Below are 20,474 nucleotides of genomic sequence, written 5' to 3'. Positions count from 1 at the left end.
CCGGCCGGACCGCGCCTCCCATCCCCCGAACCACCCCCGACGACGGAAGGTCCCCCCGTGGCCAAGAAGCTCTCCTACGCGGATGCACTGAAGATCCTCGGCAAGAAGGACTCCGACGCCTGGGACCTCGCCGAGCGGCTCGCCGACGGCGGCCTCGGCCTCCTCGGGGTCCCCGACCTGTTCGGGCTGCGGAGCCTGCTGGTGAGCAAGGGCCGCGAGGCGGTGGAGGGCATCCGCGAGCACCTGCGCGGCGAGAGCCGCCTGACCCGGACCGAGCGCATCCTCGCCGCGGAGCGCATCCTCGCGGCGGTCGCCTTCCTGGAGGCCCTGGACGAGGTCTGGGAGGCCGCCGGCGCGCCGCTGACCCTGGACGAGCTCGGCCTCTCGGAGGAGGACCGGGCCGCCCTGTTCGGCCCCCTGCTGTCCCCCGGCCGACCCGGCCGGGTGGCGCTCCCCCACCGCTGGAACGCCGACGCCGACACCGGCCCGCGGGCTCTGGAGGCCGCCCCGCAGGAGGCCGCCGCCCCGTCCGGAGCCCCCTGGACGCACGCGCCCGGCGTGGAGGAGGCGGCCTGGCGGGAGTACTTCGACGGCCTGGCCGAGGCCTTCCAGAACGCGGTGCCGCAGGTGGCCGCCGCCCGCGGGCACGGCCTCGACTCCCCCGCCCACCCCCTGCTGACCTCCGTGGGCCGGGAGCTGGGCCGCCGGTCGACCGAGCGCTACGAGGAGCTGCACCGCCTCCTGGCCGCCGACGTCCCCGAGTTCGCGCTGTGGGCGCACCAGGTCGAGCACCGGCGCACCCGCTCCGCCGTCGACGACGGCCTGGGCGAGCTGCGCCGCCTGCTGGCGACCGTGGCCTCGGACCGTCCCGTGGACCGGCGCCGCGAGGAGCTGTTCGCCGCCCACCGCGCGGTGCTGGAGCGCCCCGTGCTGCGCGCCTCCGACGTCCCGCCCGGGCTGGTGCTGCCCTCGCTGGCCGACGCCTACATCCCCCCGCGCGGGCGCGTCGCGGTCATCACCCCCAACTCGGTCCCCTCCTCCGAGGAGTGGTGGTCCCTGCACCGGCCGGTGGACGACCTGTCCGCGTTCATCGCCGCCCACCTGACCCACCCCGACGCCACCGACCGCCCCACCGTGGTGCTCGGGCACCCCGGCGCGGGCAAGTCGAAGTTCACGGAGGTGCTGGCCGCCCGGCTGCCGGCCTCGGACTTCCTGCCCGTGCGCGTGGAGCTGCGCGCGGTCAGCCCCAACTCGCCCATCCACGTGCAGATCGAGGAGGGCCTGGCCGCCGCCCTGCACACCCGCGTCTCCTGGCGCGACCTGGCAGACTCGGCCGACGGGGCGCTGCCCGTCGTCATCCTGGACGGCTTCGACGAGCTCCTCCAGGCCACCGGCGTCGACCGCTCCGACTACCTCGAACGCGTCCAGGAGTTCCAGCAGCAGCAGGAGGCCATGGGCCTGCCCGTGGTGGTCGTCGTCACCAGCCGCACCGTCGTCGCCGACCGCGCCCGCTTCCCGCGGGGCACGACCGTCATCAAGCTCGACCCCTTCGACGAGCCGCGGATCGGCCGCCTGGTGGGCATCTGGAACCGGGCCAACGCCCGGGCGGCGGACGCGACCGGGGCGCTGACCACCGAGGCGGTGCTGCGCTACCGCGACCTGGCCGAACAGCCGCTGCTGCTGATGATGCTGCTCATCTACGACGCCGAGGACGGCGCGCTGCGCGGCACCGACCAGGGGCTCACCCACGGGGAGCTGTACGAGCGGCTGCTCACCATGTTCGCCCGCCGGGAGGTGGACAAGCACCACTCCGGCCTGGGCCGGGACGACCTCGCCGAGGCCCTGGAGGGCGAGCTGCGCCGCCTCGAGGTGGCGGCGCTGGCCATGTTCACCCGGCGCAAGCAGAACGTCAGCGCCGAGGAGCTGGACCGCGACCTGGCGGTGCTGCTGCCCGAGGCCGCGCTGGACCCGGACGAGACGGGGATGCACGGCCGGATCGACCCGGCCCACCAGGTGCTGGGCCGGTTCTTCTTCGTGCACGAGGCACGGGCCCGGACCGGTGACGGAACGGCGAGCGTGTTCGAGTTCCTGCACGCCACCTTCGGCGAGTACCTGGTGGCGCGGGCTGTGGTCGCGGCGCTGGAGGAGCTGGACGCCTCCCGCTCGCGGACCTCGCGGCGGCGCGGCCGGGCCCGGCGGATCGACGACGGTGAGCTGTACGCGCTGCTGTCGTTCGCCTGCCTGCCGGGCCGGGACAAGGTGCCGGACTTCCTGGCCGAACTGCTGGAGCGGCGGTTCGCCGAGGACCCGGGGCTGCGCGGCGACTACTCCGACCTGCTCATCGAGCTGTTCCGGGAGGCGCCGTTCCCGGCGGCCAACCGCTCCTACGCCGATTTCGAGCCCCAACGCCTGCCGGTCACGGTCCGCCAGGCCAACTACACGGCGAACCTCGTCGTGCTGCTGGTGCTGGTGCGCGAGGACGACGTGGACCTGGACGAGCTGTTCCCGCAGTCGGCCGGGCCGATGACCGAGTGGCGCAACCTGGTGGGGGTCTGGCGCTCCCTGGACAGCCCGGAGTGGTTCGGCCTCCTGAACACCGTGCGGCTGCGCCACATGCAGTCGTGGACCCGCGAGGGCAGCCGCAGGCTGCTCTCGCGCGAGGTGGGCGACCCGGTGAACGTCGGCGAGTGCGTCGGGTTCGAGCTGCACACGGACGTGGAGGTGCGCCCGGACGTCTACGACCCCTACGGCATGACGATCGCCTACAACCGGACGATCTCCCGGCTGCTGCGCTCCATCTCCATGCGCGTCAACGGCAGCGGGGCCCGCGTCCTCCTGGGGATGCTGCCCTACCTCGGCGAGGTCCACGGCGACATGGGGGCCTGGTTCCTGGACCCCGACGGCGACAGCGCGTGGCTGGAGCCGCACGAGGTGCTCAAGCTGCGGCTGTCCCCTCCCCACATCGACCCCGAGGGCCGCCTGAACGCCTACCGCCGCATGCTCACCTCCACCCAGCTGGGCCGGCTGGAGCTGCTGGTGCTGCGGCAGGCGACCGAGGACCTGCGCTGGCCGGGCACCGGGGACGACGCGGAGTACTCGCCCCTGCGGCGCCTGGTCCGGGAGTACCTGTCCGGGGTCGACTCCGTGGTCTCGGGGAACCGGCTGGCGAAGGACGCCGTCGCCCCCGTGCTGGCCCTGTTCCCCCCGGGCTTCCTCCCGGACGGGACGGTGGAGCGGATCATCGCCATCGTCGACCAGGAGAACCCCCAGCGCGGCAGGCGCACCCGCGTGGCCGCCCACCTGCGCTGACCGGCGGGTCCCGGCGGGCCCGTCCGGTCCCGGTTCCGCCCGCCGGGCGGAACCGGGACCGGTACCGCTCAGCGGGCGGCGGCCGCCGTCACCCGCTCCACCAGGGCGGGCAGCACCTTCCCGATGGAGTCGTGCACGGCCGCCGAGGCGAAGTCGTCGTAGGGCGTCTCCTCGCCGTTGACGATGACCAGGGACGCCCCCGCCATCATCGCCATGTCGCACAGCCCCGCCACCGGGTGGACGGTCAGCGACGTGCCGACCGCCAGGAAGACGTCGCAGTCGCGGGTGGCGTGCGTGGCCGCCAGGATGACGTCCGGGTCCAGGTGCTGGCCGAACGAGATCGTGTCCGACTTCTGGATGCCGCCGCAGGCCGTGCAGCGCGGGTCGGACTCCTCGTCCAGCCGGGCCAGCACCTCGGGGGTGGGGGTGCGCAGCCCGCAGGACATGCACCGCACCCACAGCATGGTCCCGTGCACCTCGACCACCCGCTCGTCGGACACGCCGCCCCGCTGGTGCAGGCCGTCGATGTTCTGGGTGATGAGCGCGCGCAGCCGCCCGGTGCGCTCCAGGTCGGCCAGGGCCCGGTGGGCGGCGTTGGGCTCGGCGTCCCACACCTGGTGGGCGCGGCGCTGGGCCCAGACCCGGCGCCGGACGTCCACGTCGCCCATGTAGATGGTGATGTCGGACTGGGCCTGGGCGTCGGGGTCGGTGGTCCACACCCCGTTGGGCCCGCGGAAGTCGGGGATCCCCGAGTCGGTGGACACGCCGGCGCCGGTGAGGACCGTGATGCGGTCCGCGGCCTCCAGCAGTTCGGCGGCCCGCTCGAACGCCTGGGGATCGGCGAACGCTGGGGAGTCTGTCGTCATCGCGGCCCTACCTCGATCTTGCGGCGACTTGGTGTCGGCTTTCCCTCTGCTTGACGGAGGGCGGCCCCGTGCACCCCCTGCACACCCTAGCCTCGGAAAGCACACGAAGGCACGCAGGACCGACGCCCCCTCCGATGCACACGAGAAGGGCAAAGGGTGCGAAAATCAGCACGATCATGAAGCAGCCGTCCTACATCCTCGTGGTCAACGGGACCAAGGTGCAGCGCCCCGTCTTCCTGCTGGGCGCTCCCCACTCCGGTGTCCCCGAGATCGCCCGCGCCCTTTCCCGCACCCCCGGGTTCCACCTGAGCGCGGGCTCCCCGGGCGTGCTCAACGCCGTGTACGCCGTCGCCCGAAGACCCTCGCTGGCCCTGGAGAAGGCGGCGGGCACGGCCTCCCTGCTGCGCGAGGCGTACGCCGAGTCCTGGCAGCTGACGCCGCTGACCTGCCCGCGCTGCGCGGGCCGGTGGGAGCGGGTGCCCGCCAGCGCCGCCGCCGAGCCGTGCGAGCACAGCGCGCAGGCGACCCGGTACGGGGACGCCAGCCCGGACCTGCTGTTCAGCGCCAAGGCCCTGCACGCGGCCTTCCCCGACGCGCTGTTCGTGCAGATCATCCGGGACGGGCGGGACGTCGTCTCGGAGATGCTGGACGACGAGCGCTCGCTGGCCTGGCTCAAGCCGAGCTTCATGAAGCTGGAGCACGAGTTCCCCAACCACTTCTTCGGGCTGGAGGACTCCTCCGACCTGGAGACGTTCGGGGACGGGTCGGTGGAGGCCAAGTGCGCGATGCGCTGGCGGGGCGCGGTGCGCATGTCGGCCGTGCTGAGCCGCGGCCTGGACTCCGGCCGGCTGCTGACACTGCGCTACGAGGACCTGCACGGCGGCGAGGTGCAGGCCGCCAAGAGGCTGCGGGAGTTCACCGGGGTGCGGGTGTCGGCGACGGAACTGCTGATCGAGCGCTCCTGGCGGGTGGGGACCTGGCGGGAGCGGCTGTCCCGGGACCAGCACGCGGACGTGGTGGAGGTGGCGGGGCTGGAGCTGTCCCGCCTCGGCTACGTGTGACCGCGGCGCCGGCGGCCCGGCCGTCCCCCGGCCCGGTTCAGGGCGCCCCGTGGGCGGTGAGCAGCGCGTCGGCGGCGGCCCGGGCGGTGCCGACGGCGTCGGGGACGCCGGTGACGGTCCGGGTGAGGACGGCACCCTCGTGCAGCATGGTCAGGGTGTCGCCGAGGGCCTCGGGACCGCGGGCGCCCGACTCGCGGGCGAGGTCGGTGTACAGGGCGCGCAGCCAGCGCTTCTGCTCCCGGGCCACGGCCCGGCCGGGGTGGTCGGGGTCGGCGAGCTCGGCGTAGGCGTTGACCATGGAGCAGCCGCGCGGGCCGTCCTCGCCTACCCATTCCTCCAGGGCGTCGAAGGTGGCGGCGACGCGCTCGCGCGCCGTGGTGGCGGGGGCCAGGCGGGCTTCCAGGTGGGCGCGCCAGCGGGCGTCGCGGGCGCGCAGGTAGTGGGCGACCAGGGCGGCCTTGGAGCCGAACCGGTCGTAGACGGTCTTCTTGGTGACCCCGGCGTGTTCGGCGACGAGGTCCATGCCGACCGTGTTGATGCCGCGCGAGTAGAACAGCTCGTCGGCGGCGTCGAGGATCCGGCGGGCGGCCGGGGTGAGGGGACGGGCGGCGCGGTCTGCCGGGCCGGCCCCGGTGGCGGCGGTCATGGCTCCCCCTGGAGGCGGACGGGCCGGGGCGGGCGCTCCCGGCCGGAAGGTCACTACATCGTGAGTATACCGACCGGTGTGTTTACCTGGGGGCGGAGGGCACGGACGACGACACCGGAGGTGGAAGGATGCGGCGCTCGCCCGCCCCGGCCCTGCTCGCCGCGGGGCTGGTGGTGATGTGGAGCTCGGGGTTCGTGGGGGCCGAACTCGGCACCCGCCACGCCCCGGCCGAGACCCTGCTGGCCTGGCGGTTCCTGGTGGTCGCCGGGCCGCTGGCCGCCTGGTGCCTGTGGGCCCGCGCGCGCTCGCGGGGCGGACGGACGCGGGCCGCCCGGACCGGCGCGGAAGGGCCCCCGGGGTCCGGGCCCGGAGGCGGGCGTGCCCGGGGCGGACGGATGACCGGGCGGGACGCGGCCGGCCACGCCGCGGTGGGGGCGCTGGCCCAGGCCGGGTACCTGTACGGGGTCTTCGCCGCGGCGGGGGCGGGGGTGGCCGCGGGGACGGTCGCGCTGATCGCGGCGCTGCAACCGCTGGTGGCGACGGCGCTGGCGGTGCCGCTGCTCGGGGAGCGGGTCCGGCCCCGGCAGGTCGCGGGGCTGGCGTTGGGACTGGCCGGGGTCGGCCTGGTGGTGGGCGCGGACCTGCGCGCCCCCGGCGCGGCCCCCTGGTGGGGGTACGCGCTGCCGGTCGGGGCGATGCTGTCGCTGGTCGCGGCGACCCTGCTGGAGCGGCGGCTGCGGCCGGGCGGGTCTCCGGCGCAGGCGCTGGCCGTGCAGTGCGGGGTGAGCGCCGTGCTGTTCACGGCCCTGGCGGCGGCGACCGGGACGCTCGCCCCGCCCGCGGACCCCGGGTTCTGGGCGGCCGTGGCCTGGGTGGTGGTGCTGTCGACCGTCGGCGGCTACGGCCTGTACTGGGCCGCCCTGGCGCGGTTCGGGGTCGCCCGGGTGTCGGCGCTGCTGTACCTGACACCGCCGACGACCCTGCTCTGGTCCCTGCTGATGTTCGGCGACCCGGTCGGCGCGGCCGCCCTGGCGGGCCTGGCCGTCTGCGCTGCGGCGGTCGTCCTGGTGACGGCCGCCGGCCCCGGCACGGGGCGCGCGGGCCTCAGGCGGGCGAGCGCTCGCGCAGGTCGCCGGGGTCCTCCGTCCCGGGAGCCGCGGTGACGCCCGGCCCGGACGACTCCTCGATGCTCTCCAGCATCTCCCGGGTCTCGTCGTCCTCGTCCAGTTCCGCGGTGTCGCGGACGTCCGGGACGACCGCGGTGCACACGATCTCGACCAGCGCCTCCGGCTCCATGAGCTCGGTCACCCCGACCACCGTCATCGGCGGGTAGTAGCGGCCCATGTGGCGGCGGTACACCGACCCGATGGTGTTGCTGCTGACCCGGTAGGAGCGCATCGCGGTGGTGTAGATGCGCATGTCGACCACGTGCTCGGGCACGGCCCCGGCGGCGCGCAGCGCCTCCACGACGTTGCCGAGCGCGCGGTCGAACTGCTGGACCACGCCGTCCCCGGCCACCGCCCCGTCGGAGCGGCGGGCGATCTGACCGCCGATGTGGACGACCTTGCCCGGTGTCACCACCAGGGCGTGGGAGAACCCCACCGGGTCGGCGAGGGTCAGCGGATTGACGATCTGGTGCGGTGTGGTGTCCACCGGCGGGCCCTTCCGGTCGCGGGGCGGCCCACCGGCCGCGTCCGGGCGGACACCCCACTGGGAGTCGCCCGGGCGGGCGGCTACGATGAGCCCATGTCGATCACTTTCCTGCTGTCCGCGCTCGCCCTCGTCGCGGTGCTCGCGCTGTTCGCCGCCATCTTCGTCGGCGGCTTCGTCTACGTCATGCGCATGAAGCGCCAGGGCACCGAGGCCACCCTGGCCGGCGCGCGCAGGCGCCGCGAGCTGCGGCAGAGCTAGGCCGGACCCGGCGGAACGCTCCCGGCGGCGCGTCCGCCGGAGGTGTCCCGCGAACGCGGGGCGGCGAACGGTCAGTCGCCGTCGAACGCGTCGGGGTCGGGGCCGGTCCTGGCCCCGCGGTCGAGCGCGCCGATGCGGTCCATCTCCTGGTCGGTGAGCTCGAACCCGAAGATGTCGAAGTTGGCGCGGATGCGCTCGGGCGTCGCCGACTTGGGAATGACGACGTTGCCGAGCTGGATGTGCCAGCGCAGCAGCACCTGGGCGGGCGTGCGCTCGTGCGCCTCGGCGATCCCGATGACCGTGTCGTCGGTGACGAGGCGGCCGTGCGCGAGCGGGCTCCACGCCTCGGTGACGATGGAGTGCCGCCGGTCGAACTCGCGCAGCTCTGCCTGGGCCAGCAGCGGGTGCAGCTCGACCTGGTTGACCATGGGCGTGATGCCGCCCTCCTCCATGACCCTCTCCAGGTGCGCGATCTGGAAGTTGGACACCCCGATGGCGCGCGCCCGGCCCTCCGCGTACAGGTGCTCCAGGGCCTTCCAGGTCGGGACGTAGAGGTCCCGGGCGGGCAGCGGCCAGTGGATCAGGTACAGGTCCAGGGTCTCCAGGCCCAGGCGTTCCAGGGTGGCGTCGAAGGCCCGCAGGGTGGCGTCGAAGCCCTGGTCGGGGTTGGCGACCTTGGACGTGACGAACAGGTCGTCGCGGTCGATGCCCGAACGCCGCAGCGCCTCGCCGACACCGCGCTCGTTGCCGTAGGCGGCGGCCGTGTCGATGCTGCGGTAGCCGGTCTCCAGCGCGGTGGTGACCACGTCGACGACCCGGTCGTCGGGGACCTGCCACACGCCCAGGCCCAGCTGCGGTATGCGCAGCCCGTTGTTGAGTGTGAGCTCGGGAACCGTCATCGTCCTCATCGCCGTCATCCCCCGTCGGCCCGTAACGCCCTCGCCTCCCGCCGAAGGGCCGTCGGCGGGCCCGCGGCCTCCCCCGGGCCGCACACTTGGCATACTGCCACGGCGGACCGGCCGCGCTCCGGTGGCTGCACCGCCGCCGTAAGGGCTTTTTACCCGGGAGGCCGCCGATCGCACCGCCGATCCGGTGGCGGGGGCCGCCGAACCGTGGCGGCGCACGGGCGTAGCCGGGGGTGTCCGAGGACGCCGACGTAGACGCCACCGGGCGGCGGCGTACGGGCACGGTGACCGGCAGAAACGCGACGTGGCGCGTGACGCGGCGCGCGGGCACGACGGCCCGGGCACGCCGTCCGGGCGGCGGCGTACGGGCACGGTGGTCCGCGGACGCGCGGCATGACGGGTGGCGCCGCGCGCGGGCACGGAGTCCGCGGGTACGACGGTCCGGGGGCACGCCGGCCGGGCGACGACGAGGTGAGGGGCGGGGATGGGACGGGAGCGGCGGGCCGCGGTGGGCGCGGAGCTGATGCGGGACCGCGCCGCGCTGGTGGAGCGGATCGTGGCCGAGGTGCACGCGGAGGTGCCCGCCTACCGGGCGCTGCACGGGTCGCAGCTGGCCGAGGTGCGGGCGATCACGGCGTGGCTGGTGACCCGCTCCCTGGAGCTGTGGGCGGCCGGGGCGACCCGGCTGGCCGCGGAGGACGTGGAACGGCTGCGGGAGATCGGCCGCAGCCGGGCGGCCGACGGCCGGTCGATCGGCGCCGTGGTGCGGGCGCACCGGGTGGGGTCGGTGGCGGCCGTGCGGGCCGTGGCCGAGTGCGCGGGCGACCGGCTCGGCACCGCGGACGTGTTCGCTCTGAGCGAACTGTGGATGACCTCCATCGACCAGATCTCCGAGAGCCTGGCCGCCGGGCACGCCGAGACCGCCCGCCGGATGGACGCGGACCTGGAACGGGCGCGGCGCACCTTCCTGGACGACCTGGTCATCGGCCGACAGGCCTCGCGCGGCGCCATCCGCGACCGGGCGCGCACCCTGGGCATCGCCCCGCCGGACCCGGGGGCGCTGGTGGTGGCCGAACCGGTCGGCGACCGGACCCCGGTGACGGTGTCGGGCGCCCTGGAGCTGGCGGCCCGGATGGAACCCGCGGGCGGCGACCCGCTGGTGACCACGCGCTCGGGGCGGGCGGTGCTGCTGCTGGCACCCGACGACGCCGGCCGGGCGGCGCGGGCGCTGGACGGCGGCCGCTGGCGGGGCTGCATCCCGGCGCCGCGGCCGCTGGCGGACGTGTCGGCGGCCTACCGGCTGGCCGACGGGGCCCTGGAGACGGCGCCGCCGCACGCGTTCGGGACCGGCGGGCTGCTCGGCGAGGCCGACGCCTGTGTGCTGGCGCTGCTCAACGGCGGCCCGGTCGCCCCGGACGCGGTGCGCCGGGCCGTGCTGGGGCCGCTGCTGACCGAGTCGGGCGCGCACCTGCTGGAGACGCTGCGCGCGTACTTCCGGGAGGGCGCGGCGACCGCGGCCGCCGACGCCCTGCACGTCCACGCCCAGACCCTGCGCTACCGGCTGCGCCGGGTGCGGGAGCTGACCGGCCACGACCCGCACCGGCCGTGGTCCCGGTTCGTCCTGGAGACGGCCTGCGCCATCGCCCCCTGACCGGGGCGACCGGGGGTCAGTCCCCGCTCCGCCCGATGACCTGGTCCCGGTAGGCCTGGAACTCCTCCCAGGACTCCCCGCCCCCCTCGTCGGAGAAGAACTCCCCGTCCGAGCAGTCGAGGGCGCGGCAGTCCAGCAGGCGGGCCATGCGCCGCAGGGGGGTCACGGGGTCCCCGCCGCCGCGGATGTGCAGCATGATGCTCTGGACCGGGTCCTCGGAGCCGATGCCCAGCTCCATCGACCACCCGTCCTCCCTGTCCTCGAGAATGCCCCACGTGGGGTCGGACAGGTTCGTCTCGGGGAAGGCCGTGCGGATCCGGTGCAGGACCTCGGCCGCCGGGCCGATCGGCGGCGGCGGGTCGTCGTCGGACAGGTCGTCCACGGAAACGGCGTCCTCGGGGAAGCGCATCAGCAGTACGTCCCAGCTCACGGGGTCTCCTCTGCTCGGGGGTGGGGCACGGGGAGAACGGTAGCGGACCCGTACGACGGGTGAGTCTCCGGAACCGGCCGGTCACGCGCCCCCGTCCGGAGCGGCACGGCCCCGATCGCGCCCGAGCGCCCGGGCCAGGTCCTCCTGGAACCGTGCGCGGGAGCCCCCGTCCTGCTCCCAGTCGTCCCAGGTGACGATGTCACCGGAGGACAGGTCCAGGGCCCGGCAGTCGAACAGGTCGGCCAGGTACAGCACGGCGGGCACGCTGCCGCCGCCCCGCATGCGCACCATGAGGCTCTCGACCGGGTCCCGGTCGCCGATGACCAGTTCCAGCAGCCATCCGGTGCCCCGGGCTCCCGGTTCCTCCAGGAAGCCCCAGGCGGGGTCGGACAGGTCCACGCCGGGGAAGGCGGTACGCAGGCGGTCCAGGACCCCGGCCGCCGGACCGATCGGCGGCGGCGCGTCGTCGTCGGTCAGGTCCGCCACCGAGGTGACGTGGTGCGGCAGCCGCATCAGCACGATGTTCCAGCTCATGGAGGGCTCCGGGAGGGGTTCGGGGGCGTGCGGGGCGAGGGTAGCGGATCCGTACGACGGGCGGGTGTCCGGAACCGGCCGCGGGGCGCGGCGTGGGGGCGGGGCGCGGGGTACGCGGGTGGGTAGGAGTCAGGGGTCCCCGCAGACACACCCCGAAAGGCCCCGGTATGTCCGTCTCCCCTCCGCAGCTGCACGGCCCCGCGTTCGAGGCCGACCCGCACCCCGCCTACCGGTGGCTGCGCGAGCACTCCCCCGTCCACCGTGTGGACCTGCCCGGCGGGGCGTGGGCGTGGATCGTCACCCGCTACGACGACGCCAAGGCGGTGCTCGCCGACCCCGACATGCTCAAGAGCCCGCACGCGGGGAACGAGGTCTGGCGCAAGGCCGGGCTCGGGCTGCCCTACGACCACCGGCCTTCACTGATGCTCAGCATGGTCAACGTGGACGCCCCCGACCACACCCGGCTGCGCCGGGCGGCGGGCGCGGCGTTCACCCCGCGGCGGGTGCGGACGCTGGTGGAGCGGGCCGGGCGCGTGACCGCCGGCCTGCTGGACCGGATCACCGCCGACGGCTCGGGCGAGGCCGACCTGGTGCGGGACCTGGCCTATCCGCTGCCCATCACGATCATCTGCGACATCCTCGGCGTGCCCGAGGCGGACCGGGCGGAGTTCCACCGCCGGGCCGCGGTGATCGACTCCTCGTCCTACGAGGAGCTGGAGGCGATCGCCGCCACCACCGACTGGTTCGACTCCTACCTGGGCTCCCTGGTGGACGCCCGGCTGGCCGCGCCCTCCGACGACCTGCTGGGCGACCTCGTGGAGGCGCACCGGCGCGGGGAGATGAGCCGCGACGAGGTCACCTCCGCGGCGTTCCTGCTGCTGGTGGCCGGGCACGAGACCACGGTGGCGCTCATCGGCAACCTCTTCCACCTGCTGCTGCGCCACCCCGACCAGCTGGAGCGGCTGCGCGCCGACCGTTCTCTGGTGGGGCCGGCCATCGAGGAGGCGCTGCGGATGGAGAGCCCCCTGCAGAACGCCACCTGGCGCTTCCCGCGCCGGGCTGCCACCGTGGGCGGGGTGGAGCTGGCGGCGGGCGAGCCGATCCTGGTGTCGCTGCTGGCGGCCGGGCGCGACCCGGCCCGCTACGAGGACCCCGACGCCTTCGTCCCCGAGCGGAACGACTCGCACCTGGCGTTCGGGCACGGCGCGCACTTCTGCATCGGGGCGCAGCTGGCCCGGATGGAGGCGCAGGTGGCGGTGAACGCGGCGCTGGACCGGCTGCCCGGGCTGCGCCTCGCCGAGGACGCCGAGGACCTGCGCTGGTGGCCGAGCATGATCATGCACGGGCTGTTCGCGCTGCCGGTCCGGTTCGACCCGGCCTGACCGGCTCCGGGGCTCCCGCCACCGCCCCCCGGGGCCCTGCTCCGCGGCCCCGGGGGGCGGTGGGCACCGAGCGCGGGCGAGCGGACGGGAGCCGAAGAAGCACCGAAAACTTACCTGTGATTGGTCCGTTATGCGGGCTTCGCGGGGGGTAGGGGGCGGAGACTGGCAGGCGGGGTTCCGACAGGGGCTCCCGTCGCAGGACACGAGTCACATCGACTGGAGGGGGACCAGAGGTGACGACCGCGGAGAACAGGTCAGGGACGGCGTCCAAGCCCAAGGGAAGCCAGCCCTGGCTGCACCAGAAGGGCAAGGAGATCCAGGAGTTCGGCACGGTCCGCCAGCTCCCGGTGGGGCTGTCCTACGACGCGCGCATGTACTCGTGCCAGCGGCTCAACCAGGTGCTGTGCGACACGAGGATCCTGCACGACCTCTACAAGAAGCACCACTGGCTGATGCGCGGCCAGACCTTCTACCAGCTGCACCTGCTCATGGACAAGCACGCGGACGAGCAGCTGGAGCTCATCGACTCCGTCGCCGAGCGGATCCAGACCCTGGGCGGCGTGGCGGTCGGCGACCCCCGGCACGTCGCGGAGATCACCAACATCCCGCGCCCTCCGAACGGCGTCGAGGAGGTCCCGGCGATGCTCTCGCGCCTGCTGGAGGCGCACGAGACCATCCTGGAGGAGGCGCACGACGCGGCGGCCCGGGTGCAGGAGCTGGGCGACGACGGTACCAACGACCTGCTGGTGTCGGACGTCATCCGCAAGAACGAGCTCCAGGCGTGGTTCGTGGCCGAACACCTGGTGGACACCCCGCTGGTGCACTCCTAGAGGACACGGCGCACGGGGCCGGGCGAGCCGCCCGGCCCCTTTTCCGTGCTCCCGGGCGGGGGCGGCGTGGGGCGGGGTCGGGCCGGCGCGTCGGCGGTGCGGCCGTCGCGGGAGCGGCACGGCGCTAGATTGGTGGCCCCGCCACGCCACGACCCCCCGGAGGACGACGTGCCCCGTATCGGCATCACCGGACACAGCGACCTGGGCGAGGAGACCACCGCCCTGGTGCGGCGGGCCCTGGACCGCGAGCTGGCGGCGTTCGGCGGCGGACCCGAGCTGGTCGGGGTGACCTGCCTGGCCAAGGGGGCCGACCAGGTGTTCGCCGAGTCGGTGTGGGAGGCGCGCGGGACCCTGGAGGTGATCCTGCCGTCGGTCGACTACCGGGAGACCAAGGTCGGGGCGGACGACCTGTACCGGTTCGACGGGCTGCTGATGCGCGCCGCGGCGGTGCGCTTCATGCCGTTCCGCACCGCCGACGAGGAGGCGTACGCGGCGGCCAACACCGCGGTGCTGGCCCGCGTGGAGCGGCTGTTCGCGGTGTGGGACGGCAGGCCCGGAACCGGGAGGGGCGGCACCGCCGACGCGGTGGCCACCGCCCGGCGCCACGGGGTGCCGGTGCACGTGGTCTGGCCCGAGGGCGCGGTCCGCGGGTAGGGCCGGGGCCCGGGAGCCCGCGCGGGCTCTCCCGGGTGGCGCTCACCGTGTTCTCGGCCTTCTCTCAGCAGGAGTCCGTACCTTGCCCTCAGGGCCCCGGCGAGCGGGGCCGGCACGGACGGGGGACGCATGGACGGGAACGTGTTCCGGGGGCCGGTGCTGGACCGGCGGCGGGCGATCGTGCTGGGCGGCGGCGCCGTCGCCGCGGGGGTGGCGGGGTGCTCGGCCGAGGCGTCCGGGGGCGGCTCGGGAGCGGCGGCCACACCGTCGCCGAGCGCCTCCGAAGGGGTGTGCGTGCTGTCGCCGGAGGTCACCGAGGGGCCGTACTACCTGGACGGGATGCTGGTCCGGGAGGACATCACCGAAGGCAAGCAGGGGTTCCCGCTGGAGCTGGCGATCACGGTGGTGGACTTCGAGAACGGGTGCGCGCCGCTGACCGGCGAGGGTGTGGCGGTGGAGATCTGGCACTGCGACGCCTGGGGCTACTACTCGGGGTACACGGAGGCGAGCCCGGGCGGGGAGGTGCCGCCGGAGGACGGGGAGGGCGGAGAGCAGTCGTTCCTGCGGGGGATCCGGCCTGTCGACGGGGAGGGGACGGCGCGGTTCACCACGATCGTGCCGGGGTGGTACAGCCCGCGTGTCACGCACATCCACCTCAAGGTGCACACGGAGGGGGAGATCGGCACGACCTACGAGGGCGGAACGACGGTCCACACGGGGCAGCTGCTGTTCTCCGACGCGTTCTGCGCGGAGGTGGCGGAGCGGGAGCCGTACTCCGAGCACGTGCTGGAGCTGACGCCGGTCGAGGAGGACCAGGTGTTCCGGGAGGCGCAGGCGGTGGAGGGTGACCCGGACAGCATGGTGGTCACCCCGGCCCCGGTGACGGAGGGGACGCCGGAGGACGGGTACACGCTGGCGGTGGCGGTGGGCGTGACCATGGACGCGTCGCCGGGCGGTGGCGGTGGCGCCCCGGGCGGCGGAGGCGGCGGGGAACCGCCACAGGGCGACGCCCCGCCCGGGGACGGCACTCCCCCGGCCCCGCCACAGGAGTGACCAGGGGCGGTGCGGGGTCGTGGTGGACGCCTCGGGTCCGGGCCGGCCACTGGCGGCCGTCGATCAGCTCGCGGCCAGCGTCCAGGTGCCCGGCATGGCAGGCGGTCTCGGCGCTGACGTGCAGCAGCGCGTCCCGCAGGGTGTGTAGGTGCGGGACGCCGAAAAGGTGCCGCAACCGCTAGGCCAGAAGGGCGGAGCACAGTGCGGCCGACGGCACCCCGTGCCGCCAACAGACCACCGTGCCCCGCCCTGCACCGCCTGCGCGCGTGCGGGGCCGACACGGCCACACGCCTCACCCTCAGGAACAGCCCACCCGCGTGCGCGGGTCTGACGGGGAACTTGTTTACCAAGGTAAACACCTGGGCGGTCCATCCCCGCGTGCGCGGGGCTGACAGCACCTGGTTGTTCTCGTTGCGCCCGGCGGTCGGTCCATCCCCGCGTGCGCGGGGCTGACGGGCCGACCGTCGACGTGTACCCCGTCGGCGTCGGTCCATCCCCGCGTGCGCGGGGCTGACGTCGCCAGCGGCGAGGTCCCCGACGACACGTTCGGTCCATCCCCGCGTGCGCGGGGCTGACATTCTGTGGATCAGGACGGTTGGGTTTCCGACCGGTCCATCCCCGCGTGCGCGGGGCTGACTGGAGTCCCTTGCGGGATTTCCAATCTGGCCGCGGTCCATCCCCGCGTGCGCGGGGCTGACTCCGCGGGTAGCGGACGGTCTTCGGCGCGGTCGGTCCATCCCCGCGTGCGCGGGGCTGACCGGGGCGTCGGGGTAGTGCTTGATGACCGCGGCGGTCCATCCCCGCGTGCGCGGGGGTGAGACCGGGCCAGGGGATGAGCGGTCCATCCCCGCGTGCGCGGGGCTGACGCGGCGGCGACCCGCTGCTCCGGGGTCAACTCCGGTCCATCCCCGCGTGCGCGGGGCTGACCAGGCCGACGACGGCCGCGGGGGTGACTCTCTCGGTCCATCCCCGCGTGCGCGGGGCTGACGTGTGGTTGAAGGCCCACCACCCCGCCGCGTTCGGTCCATCCCCGCGTGCGCGGGGCTGACGGGCGGGGATCGCGAATGCCGCGGCGTGCGCCGGTCCATCCCCGCGTGCGCGGGGCTGACAAAAAGGGGCCCCACCTGAATAGGTGGGGCCCCGGTCCATCCCCGCGTGCGCGGGGCTGACAGAGTAGACGCCCCCGGGCGGGCGTACAGGGAGGTCCATCCCCGCGTGCGCGGGGCTGACGGCAGCCGACAGCGAGGTCGGTGTTGCCGGGCGGTCCATCCCCGCGTGCGCGGGGCTGACCCTGGCTTGGGCTCGTCAGTGCTGAAGCACTCCGGTCCATCCCCGCGTGCGCGGGGCTGACTGGCGTAGACGAACTCCTCCCGCCGCCACCCCGGTCCATCCCCGCGTGCGCGGGGCTGACGGGTGGTCCGGCGCGGGTACGGGCGCGAGGCCGGTCCATCCCCGCGTGCGCGGGGCTGACGTCCCCGCCATTGCGATCCTCGTGACGGCGCCCGGTCCATCCCCGCGTGCGCGGGGCTGACTGCGGGAAATGGGCCACGAGCCCAAATCCACGCGGTCCATCCCCGCGTGCGCGGGGCTGACTTCGTCTTCCGACGCTCCGGGCGCACCTTGCCCGGTCCATCCCCGCGTGCGCGGGGCTGACGGTTGGGTCCCTACCCGCTAGCCCCTGACCCCCGGTCCATCCCCGCGTGCGCGGGGCTGACGGGGTACGGTCAGACCAGACATCACGTGTCCCGGTCCATCCCCGCGTGCGCGGGGCTGACAGTTAACGACCTGGGGAAACGCGGGGCGTTATCTCCGCGTTACATGCACTTCGGCGCGGCCGGAGCCATCACCTCCGGACACTGAGGCACGAGAACCGGAGCGGGCTCAAGGAGAGCAGAGGGACAGCACGGTTGCCCGCCGACGCGTTCCACACCCCTCCCGGGCGTCGCCATGGAGCGATCGTCACCCGAGGCCGTCCGGAACGATACGGAGCTTCTCCGCGATGCGGGCCAGGGCCTTCTGGTCGGTCGGACTCAACGCGTCGAGAACGACGGCGCGCACGGAACGCAGGTGCGTGGGAGCCGCCGCCTCCACAACATCGAATCCGGCGTCGGTGAGTTCGGCGAGGGTGTACCGGCCGTCGGACGGGTCCGGCATCCGCACGACCCAGCCCCGCTGTTCACAGCGCTTGACGACGTTGGACAGGCGGGAAAGCGAGCCACTGGCCAGAAAGGCCAACTCCCCCATCCGCAGCTTGCGCTGCGGCGCCTCGGAGAGGTGGCTGAGCACGAGGTACTCGAACAGGGTGAGGCCGTTCTCCTGCCGCAGCGGCGACTCCAGCTTGCCGGGCAGGAGCAGCACGAGGGAGATCAGCCCCGTCCACGCCGCCTTCTCCTGCTCATCGAGCCACCGCAGTTCGCCGTCCTCGTGCTCGGCCGTGTCGCCCATGAACCTTCCCGTCCTTCCGATGCGGTCCGCCATCACTTGACGCTTGAAGTCATCGCTTGCTAGCTTCACTTTACGCGTGAACTCATCGAAGAGGAAACGCACCCCTACGGACAGGAAGATGTGCCATGAGCACCGTCACCTTCGGCATCACTCCGGGCTTCGGGGAGAAGCTGCACGCAGCCCTCGGCTACAGCGGAGCCGTCCGCGTCGGCGACCGGGTCGAGATCTCCGGTCAGGCCGGGGTGGACGACGACCTGGACGTCCCCGACTCCCTGGAGGACGAGATCGTCCTGGCCTTCGACAATGTGGAGCGCACGCTCGCCACAGTCGGCGCGACCTGGAAGGACGTCATCCACGTGAACTCGTACCACAAGGTCGCGCCGGAGGACCAGGTCATCGGCGAGGACCACAACGCGGTCATGGCCGAGCAGTTCCGCCGCCGGCTCGGCGGCCGCGCGCCCATCTGGACCGAGACCGGCGTCACGGCCCTCGGCCTCGCCGCCATGCGCGTGGAAATCCGCGTGACCGCCATCGTCGGCTCCGGGAACTGAACCGTCGTCTTCGGCGACCGAACGGGGGCCGCCGAAGACCGGAACACACCTTTGCGCGGCAGGCGGCCACCCCGGTTTCGGGTGGCCGCCTGCCGCGTGCCGGAACCACTGGCAGCTCCCGCCTCGGCGCTTGAGTGACAGCCCACTCCTGCGCGCGGGACTGACACCCTGCTCCGAGAACAGGCCCAGGAGGGCTTCGGCCCACCCCCGCGCGGGCGAGGCTGACAGCCAACGACCTGGACAAACGCGGGTCGTCATCCCCGCGCATGCGCGCCTCGATGCGACTTGAGCCATCACCTCCGGACACTGTGGCACGGGACTCGACGCGGACTCGAAGCAAGCAGCGGAAACCGGCACAGCCGGAGCGAACGGGCATGCGCGAGGCCCACCACCGCCGCCAGAGCACCCGGACACCGCCCGACCAGGGGCGGACACACCGGCCAGGAGGCTCCCCTTCCCGACCGGTCCTCACTCCCCCGGGTCGTCCACCTTTCGAACACGGGTGTCCGCCGCGTCCAGCGGGGTGCCGTCGGCGGCGGTGGGAGCGACCGGGGGGACCGGCGCGCCCGTCGCGAGGACGAGCAGCTCCGAGTGCTCCTCCCCCGGCTCGAAGGCGTGGCGCTCTCCCCACTGGCGCAGGGCCACGACCACGGTGAACAGGTCCCGCCCCTTGTCGGTGAGGACGTACTCGTTGCGCGTGCCGCGCTCGTTGGGGCGCTGCTCCATGACCCCGACGGCGATGAGCGCGCGCAGGCGGTCGCTGAGGATGTTCCGGGCGATCCCGAGTCCGCGCCGGAAGTCGTTGAACCTGCGGACCCCGTCGAAGGCGTCGCGGACGATCAGGAGCGACCAGCGGTCCCCGAGGAGGTCGAGGGTCCGGGCGACCGGGCAGTGCGGGTCGGTCCATTCCGGGTCCGTCATGCAGCCCCACCTTTCGGTTGCACTTCGCAACCATTTAGCCATAGCCTCTGATTGGTTTCAAACTACTACCTAAATCCGTCGAGGGTGGGCGAATGACCGAGTGCGCGGCCCCCGGGGCCGGACCGAAGGCCGTGACCGGGGCGGTGCGGGGGCTGCTCGCGGTGCTGTGCGCCGTGGCCGTGGCGAACGTCTACTACGCCCAGCCCCTGGTGGAGCGGATCGGGGCCGACCTGGGGATCCCCGAGGCCGGAACGGGGGCGGTGGTGGCCGCGGCCCAGGCCGGGTACCTGGTGGGGCTGGTGCTGCTGGTGCCGCTGGGCGATCTGGTGGACCGCAGAGCACTCATCGCGGTCCAGCTCACGGCGGTCGCGGCCGGGTGCGCACTGGTGGCCCTGGCCACCGGGAGCGCCGTACTGCTGGCGGGGATGGCCGTGGTCGGCCTGTTCTCGGTGGTGGTGCAGGTGGCCGTGGCGCATGTGGCGGCGGTGAGCGGACCCGCCGAGCGCGGCCGCAACATGGGCACGGTGACCGGCGGTGTGGTGGTCGGCGTCATCCTGGCCCGGACGGTGTCCGGGACGGTCGCCGACCTGGCCGACTGGCGGTGGGTGTACGCCGGTTCGGCGGTGCTGGTGACGGTGCTGGCCGCGGCCGTCGTGGCCCTGCCGCCCGCGCGGCGGGCCCGCGGGCGCGGCCCGGCGGGCGGCTACGCGCGGGCGGTGGCCTCGGTGTTCACCCTGACCGCGACCGACCGGGTGTTCCGGGTCCGGGCGCTGGTCTGCCTGTTCCTGTTCGCGTCGTTCGGGGTGCTGTGGAGCGGGATGGCGCTGCCGCTGGGCGCCGGGCCCTGGCACCTGTCGACGACGCAGATCGGCCTGTTCGGACTGGTGGGAGCGGCGGGCGCGCTGGGCGCCGCCCGGGCCGGGCGGTGGGCCGACCGGGGGCTGGGCGGGGCCGTCACCACGGGCTCTCTGGCGGCCGCGGTGGCGGCGTGGCCGTTCATCGGGCAGGCCGGGCACTCGCTGGTGTGGTTCGCGGCGGGGGTGGTGGTGCTGGACTTCGCGGTGCAGGCCGTGCACGTGACGAGCCAGGACCGCATCGTCGCGGCCGATCCGGGGTCGAGCGGCCGGACCATCGGCGCGTACATGGTGTTCTACTCGTCGGGCAGCGCGCTGGGCGCGGTCACCGCCGCGTGGGTGTACGCGCAGGCGGGATGGGGCGCCGTCAGCGTGCTGGGCGCGGCGTACGCCGGGGCCGCGCTGGCGGTGTGGCTCGCGGACCGGCGCGCGGGGGCGTGAGCGGCGCCTGAGCGCACGGGCGGCCCGTGC

The 20,474-nt window shown here is 74.3% G+C and carries 19 protein-coding genes, 1 pseudogene and 1 CRISPR repeat array; of the genes and pseudogenes, 11 read left to right on the top strand and 9 right to left on the bottom strand.

Features of this window, described 5'->3' with window-relative positions; translation table 11 throughout:
• Positions 1 to 57: 57 nt before the first annotated feature.
• Entirely contained in the window at positions 58 to 3,309 is a 3,252-nt protein-coding gene (locus ACFVNO_RS05445) for a hypothetical protein (RefSeq protein ID WP_355255443.1), read from the top strand.
• A 68-nt stretch (positions 3,310 to 3,377) separates the two neighbouring features.
• Here the strand turns inward: ACFVNO_RS05445 and ACFVNO_RS05440 are convergent, their stop codons facing one another.
• Entirely contained in the window at positions 3,378 to 4,175 is a 798-nt protein-coding gene (locus ACFVNO_RS05440) for a Sir2 family NAD-dependent protein deacetylase (RefSeq protein WP_355255446.1), read from the bottom strand.
• Between the two features lie 176 nt (positions 4,176 to 4,351).
• On the opposite strand from ACFVNO_RS05440, the gene ACFVNO_RS05435 reads away from it, so the two are divergent.
• The gene (locus ACFVNO_RS05435; protein WP_355255449.1) at positions 4,352 to 5,236 is read left to right on the top strand and encodes a sulfotransferase; all 885 of its coding nucleotides are present in this window, start codon (positions 4,352 to 4,354) and stop codon (positions 5,234 to 5,236) included.
• 37 nt (positions 5,237 to 5,273) lie between these two features.
• Here ACFVNO_RS05435 and ACFVNO_RS05430 read toward each other — a convergent pair whose 3' ends face one another.
• The gene (locus ACFVNO_RS05430) at positions 5,274 to 5,882 is read right to left on the bottom strand and encodes a helix-turn-helix domain-containing protein (protein ID WP_355255452.1); all 609 of its coding nucleotides are present in this window, start codon (positions 5,880 to 5,882) and stop codon (positions 5,274 to 5,276) included.
• A gap of 128 nt (positions 5,883 to 6,010) precedes the next feature.
• Here ACFVNO_RS05430 and ACFVNO_RS05425 point away from each other — a divergent pair, with 128 nt between their 5' ends.
• Entirely contained in the window at positions 6,011 to 7,045 is a 1,035-nt protein-coding gene (locus tag ACFVNO_RS05425) for a DMT family transporter (protein WP_378889592.1), read from the top strand.
• Here ACFVNO_RS05425 and ACFVNO_RS05420 read toward each other — a convergent pair.
• Positions 6,987 to 7,535, bottom strand: coding sequence for a RidA family protein (locus ACFVNO_RS05420; protein ID WP_378889589.1), 549 nt, complete (start codon positions 7,533 to 7,535; stop codon positions 6,987 to 6,989). The genes ACFVNO_RS05425 and ACFVNO_RS05420 overlap by 59 nt on opposite strands.
• Positions 7,536 to 7,628: 93 nt before the next feature.
• Between ACFVNO_RS05420 and ACFVNO_RS05415 the strand changes: the two genes are divergently transcribed.
• Complete coding sequence (locus ACFVNO_RS05415) at positions 7,629 to 7,793, top strand: hypothetical protein (RefSeq protein ID WP_220562222.1); 165 nt, start codon at positions 7,629 to 7,631, stop codon at positions 7,791 to 7,793.
• 71 nt (positions 7,794 to 7,864) lie between these two features.
• Here ACFVNO_RS05415 and ACFVNO_RS05410 read toward each other — a convergent pair whose 3' ends face one another.
• Positions 7,865 to 8,692: an aldo/keto reductase gene (locus ACFVNO_RS05410; RefSeq protein ID WP_355255462.1), complete on the bottom strand. Its 828-nt coding sequence runs from the start codon at positions 8,690 to 8,692 to the stop codon at positions 7,865 to 7,867.
• Between the two features lie 490 nt (positions 8,693 to 9,182).
• On the opposite strand from ACFVNO_RS05410, the gene ACFVNO_RS05405 reads away from it, so the two are divergent.
• Entirely contained in the window at positions 9,183 to 10,349 is a 1,167-nt protein-coding gene (locus ACFVNO_RS05405; RefSeq protein ID WP_378889585.1) for a PucR family transcriptional regulator, read from the top strand.
• Between the two features lie 16 nt (positions 10,350 to 10,365).
• Here the strand turns inward: ACFVNO_RS05405 and ACFVNO_RS05400 are convergent, their stop codons facing one another.
• On the bottom strand, positions 10,366 to 10,779 hold the full coding sequence (locus ACFVNO_RS05400; RefSeq protein WP_355255468.1) for a hypothetical protein: 414 nt from the start codon (positions 10,777 to 10,779) through the stop codon (positions 10,366 to 10,368).
• A gap of 81 nt (positions 10,780 to 10,860) precedes the next feature.
• Positions 10,861 to 11,313 carry a hypothetical protein gene (locus ACFVNO_RS05395; RefSeq protein WP_378889582.1) on the bottom strand — a complete coding sequence of 151 codons (453 nt, stop codon included), beginning with the start codon at positions 11,311 to 11,313 and terminating at the stop codon, positions 10,861 to 10,863.
• Positions 11,314 to 11,480: 167 nt separating this feature from the next.
• On the opposite strand from ACFVNO_RS05395, the gene ACFVNO_RS05390 reads away from it, so the two are divergent.
• The 4 genes from ACFVNO_RS05390 (at position 11,481) to ACFVNO_RS05375 (ending at position 15,232) form a co-directional block, all read left to right on the top strand.
• Positions 11,481 to 12,695, top strand: coding sequence for a cytochrome P450 (locus ACFVNO_RS05390; protein WP_355255474.1), 1,215 nt, complete (start codon positions 11,481 to 11,483; stop codon positions 12,693 to 12,695).
• Between the two features lie 233 nt (positions 12,696 to 12,928).
• Positions 12,929 to 13,525 carry a DNA starvation/stationary phase protection protein gene (locus ACFVNO_RS05385; protein WP_355255477.1) on the top strand — a complete coding sequence of 199 codons (597 nt, stop codon included), beginning with the start codon at positions 12,929 to 12,931 and terminating at the stop codon, positions 13,523 to 13,525.
• A gap of 168 nt (positions 13,526 to 13,693) precedes the next feature.
• On the top strand, positions 13,694 to 14,179 hold the full coding sequence (locus tag ACFVNO_RS05380; RefSeq protein WP_220562229.1) for a hypothetical protein: 486 nt from the start codon (positions 13,694 to 13,696) through the stop codon (positions 14,177 to 14,179).
• A gap of 129 nt (positions 14,180 to 14,308) precedes the next feature.
• Positions 14,309 to 15,232 carry an intradiol ring-cleavage dioxygenase gene (locus tag ACFVNO_RS05375; protein WP_378889578.1) on the top strand — a complete coding sequence of 308 codons (924 nt, stop codon included), beginning with the start codon at positions 14,309 to 14,311 and terminating at the stop codon, positions 15,230 to 15,232.
• A 67-nt stretch (positions 15,233 to 15,299) separates the two neighbouring features.
• On the opposite strand, the pseudogene ACFVNO_RS05370 reads toward ACFVNO_RS05375, so the two are convergent.
• Both ACFVNO_RS05370 and ACFVNO_RS05365 read right to left on the bottom strand, forming a co-directional pair.
• A pseudogene (locus tag ACFVNO_RS05370) lies at positions 15,300 to 15,407 on the bottom strand (hypothetical protein); the annotation flags it as partial.
• A gap of 189 nt (positions 15,408 to 15,596) precedes the next feature.
• Positions 15,597 to 17,007: a CRISPR direct-repeat array (repeat unit 29 nt; unit sequence CGGTCCATCCCCGCGTGCGCGGGGCTGAC).
• Positions 17,008 to 17,191: 184 nt separating this feature from the next.
• Positions 17,192 to 17,677 (bottom strand): MarR family transcriptional regulator, encoded by a 486-nt coding sequence (locus ACFVNO_RS05365; protein WP_355255484.1) that lies wholly within the window; start codon positions 17,675 to 17,677, stop codon positions 17,192 to 17,194.
• 125 nt (positions 17,678 to 17,802) lie between these two features.
• Between ACFVNO_RS05365 and ACFVNO_RS05360 the strand changes: the two genes are divergently transcribed.
• Positions 17,803 to 18,228 carry a Rid family hydrolase gene (locus ACFVNO_RS05360; RefSeq protein WP_378889575.1) on the top strand — a complete coding sequence of 142 codons (426 nt, stop codon included), beginning with the start codon at positions 17,803 to 17,805 and terminating at the stop codon, positions 18,226 to 18,228.
• A gap of 468 nt (positions 18,229 to 18,696) precedes the next feature.
• Here the strand turns inward: ACFVNO_RS05360 and ACFVNO_RS05355 are convergent, their stop codons facing one another.
• Positions 18,697 to 19,149, bottom strand: coding sequence for a winged helix-turn-helix transcriptional regulator (locus ACFVNO_RS05355; RefSeq protein ID WP_378889572.1), 453 nt, complete (start codon positions 19,147 to 19,149; stop codon positions 18,697 to 18,699).
• Between the two features lie 92 nt (positions 19,150 to 19,241).
• On the opposite strand from ACFVNO_RS05355, the gene ACFVNO_RS05350 reads away from it, so the two are divergent.
• Complete coding sequence (locus tag ACFVNO_RS05350; protein WP_378889570.1) at positions 19,242 to 20,444, top strand: MFS transporter; 1,203 nt, start codon at positions 19,242 to 19,244, stop codon at positions 20,442 to 20,444.
• Positions 20,445 to 20,474 lie beyond the last annotated feature (30 nt).

The sequence above is a fragment of the Nocardiopsis sp. NPDC057823 genome (genome assembly GCF_042797335.1).
In the GTDB taxonomy this organism is placed as follows: Bacteria; Actinomycetota; Actinomycetes; order Streptosporangiales; family Streptosporangiaceae; genus Nocardiopsis; species Nocardiopsis changdeensis.
Note: the sequence above shows the minus strand (reverse complement) of the source record. Positions and strands in the feature narration are given on the sequence as shown.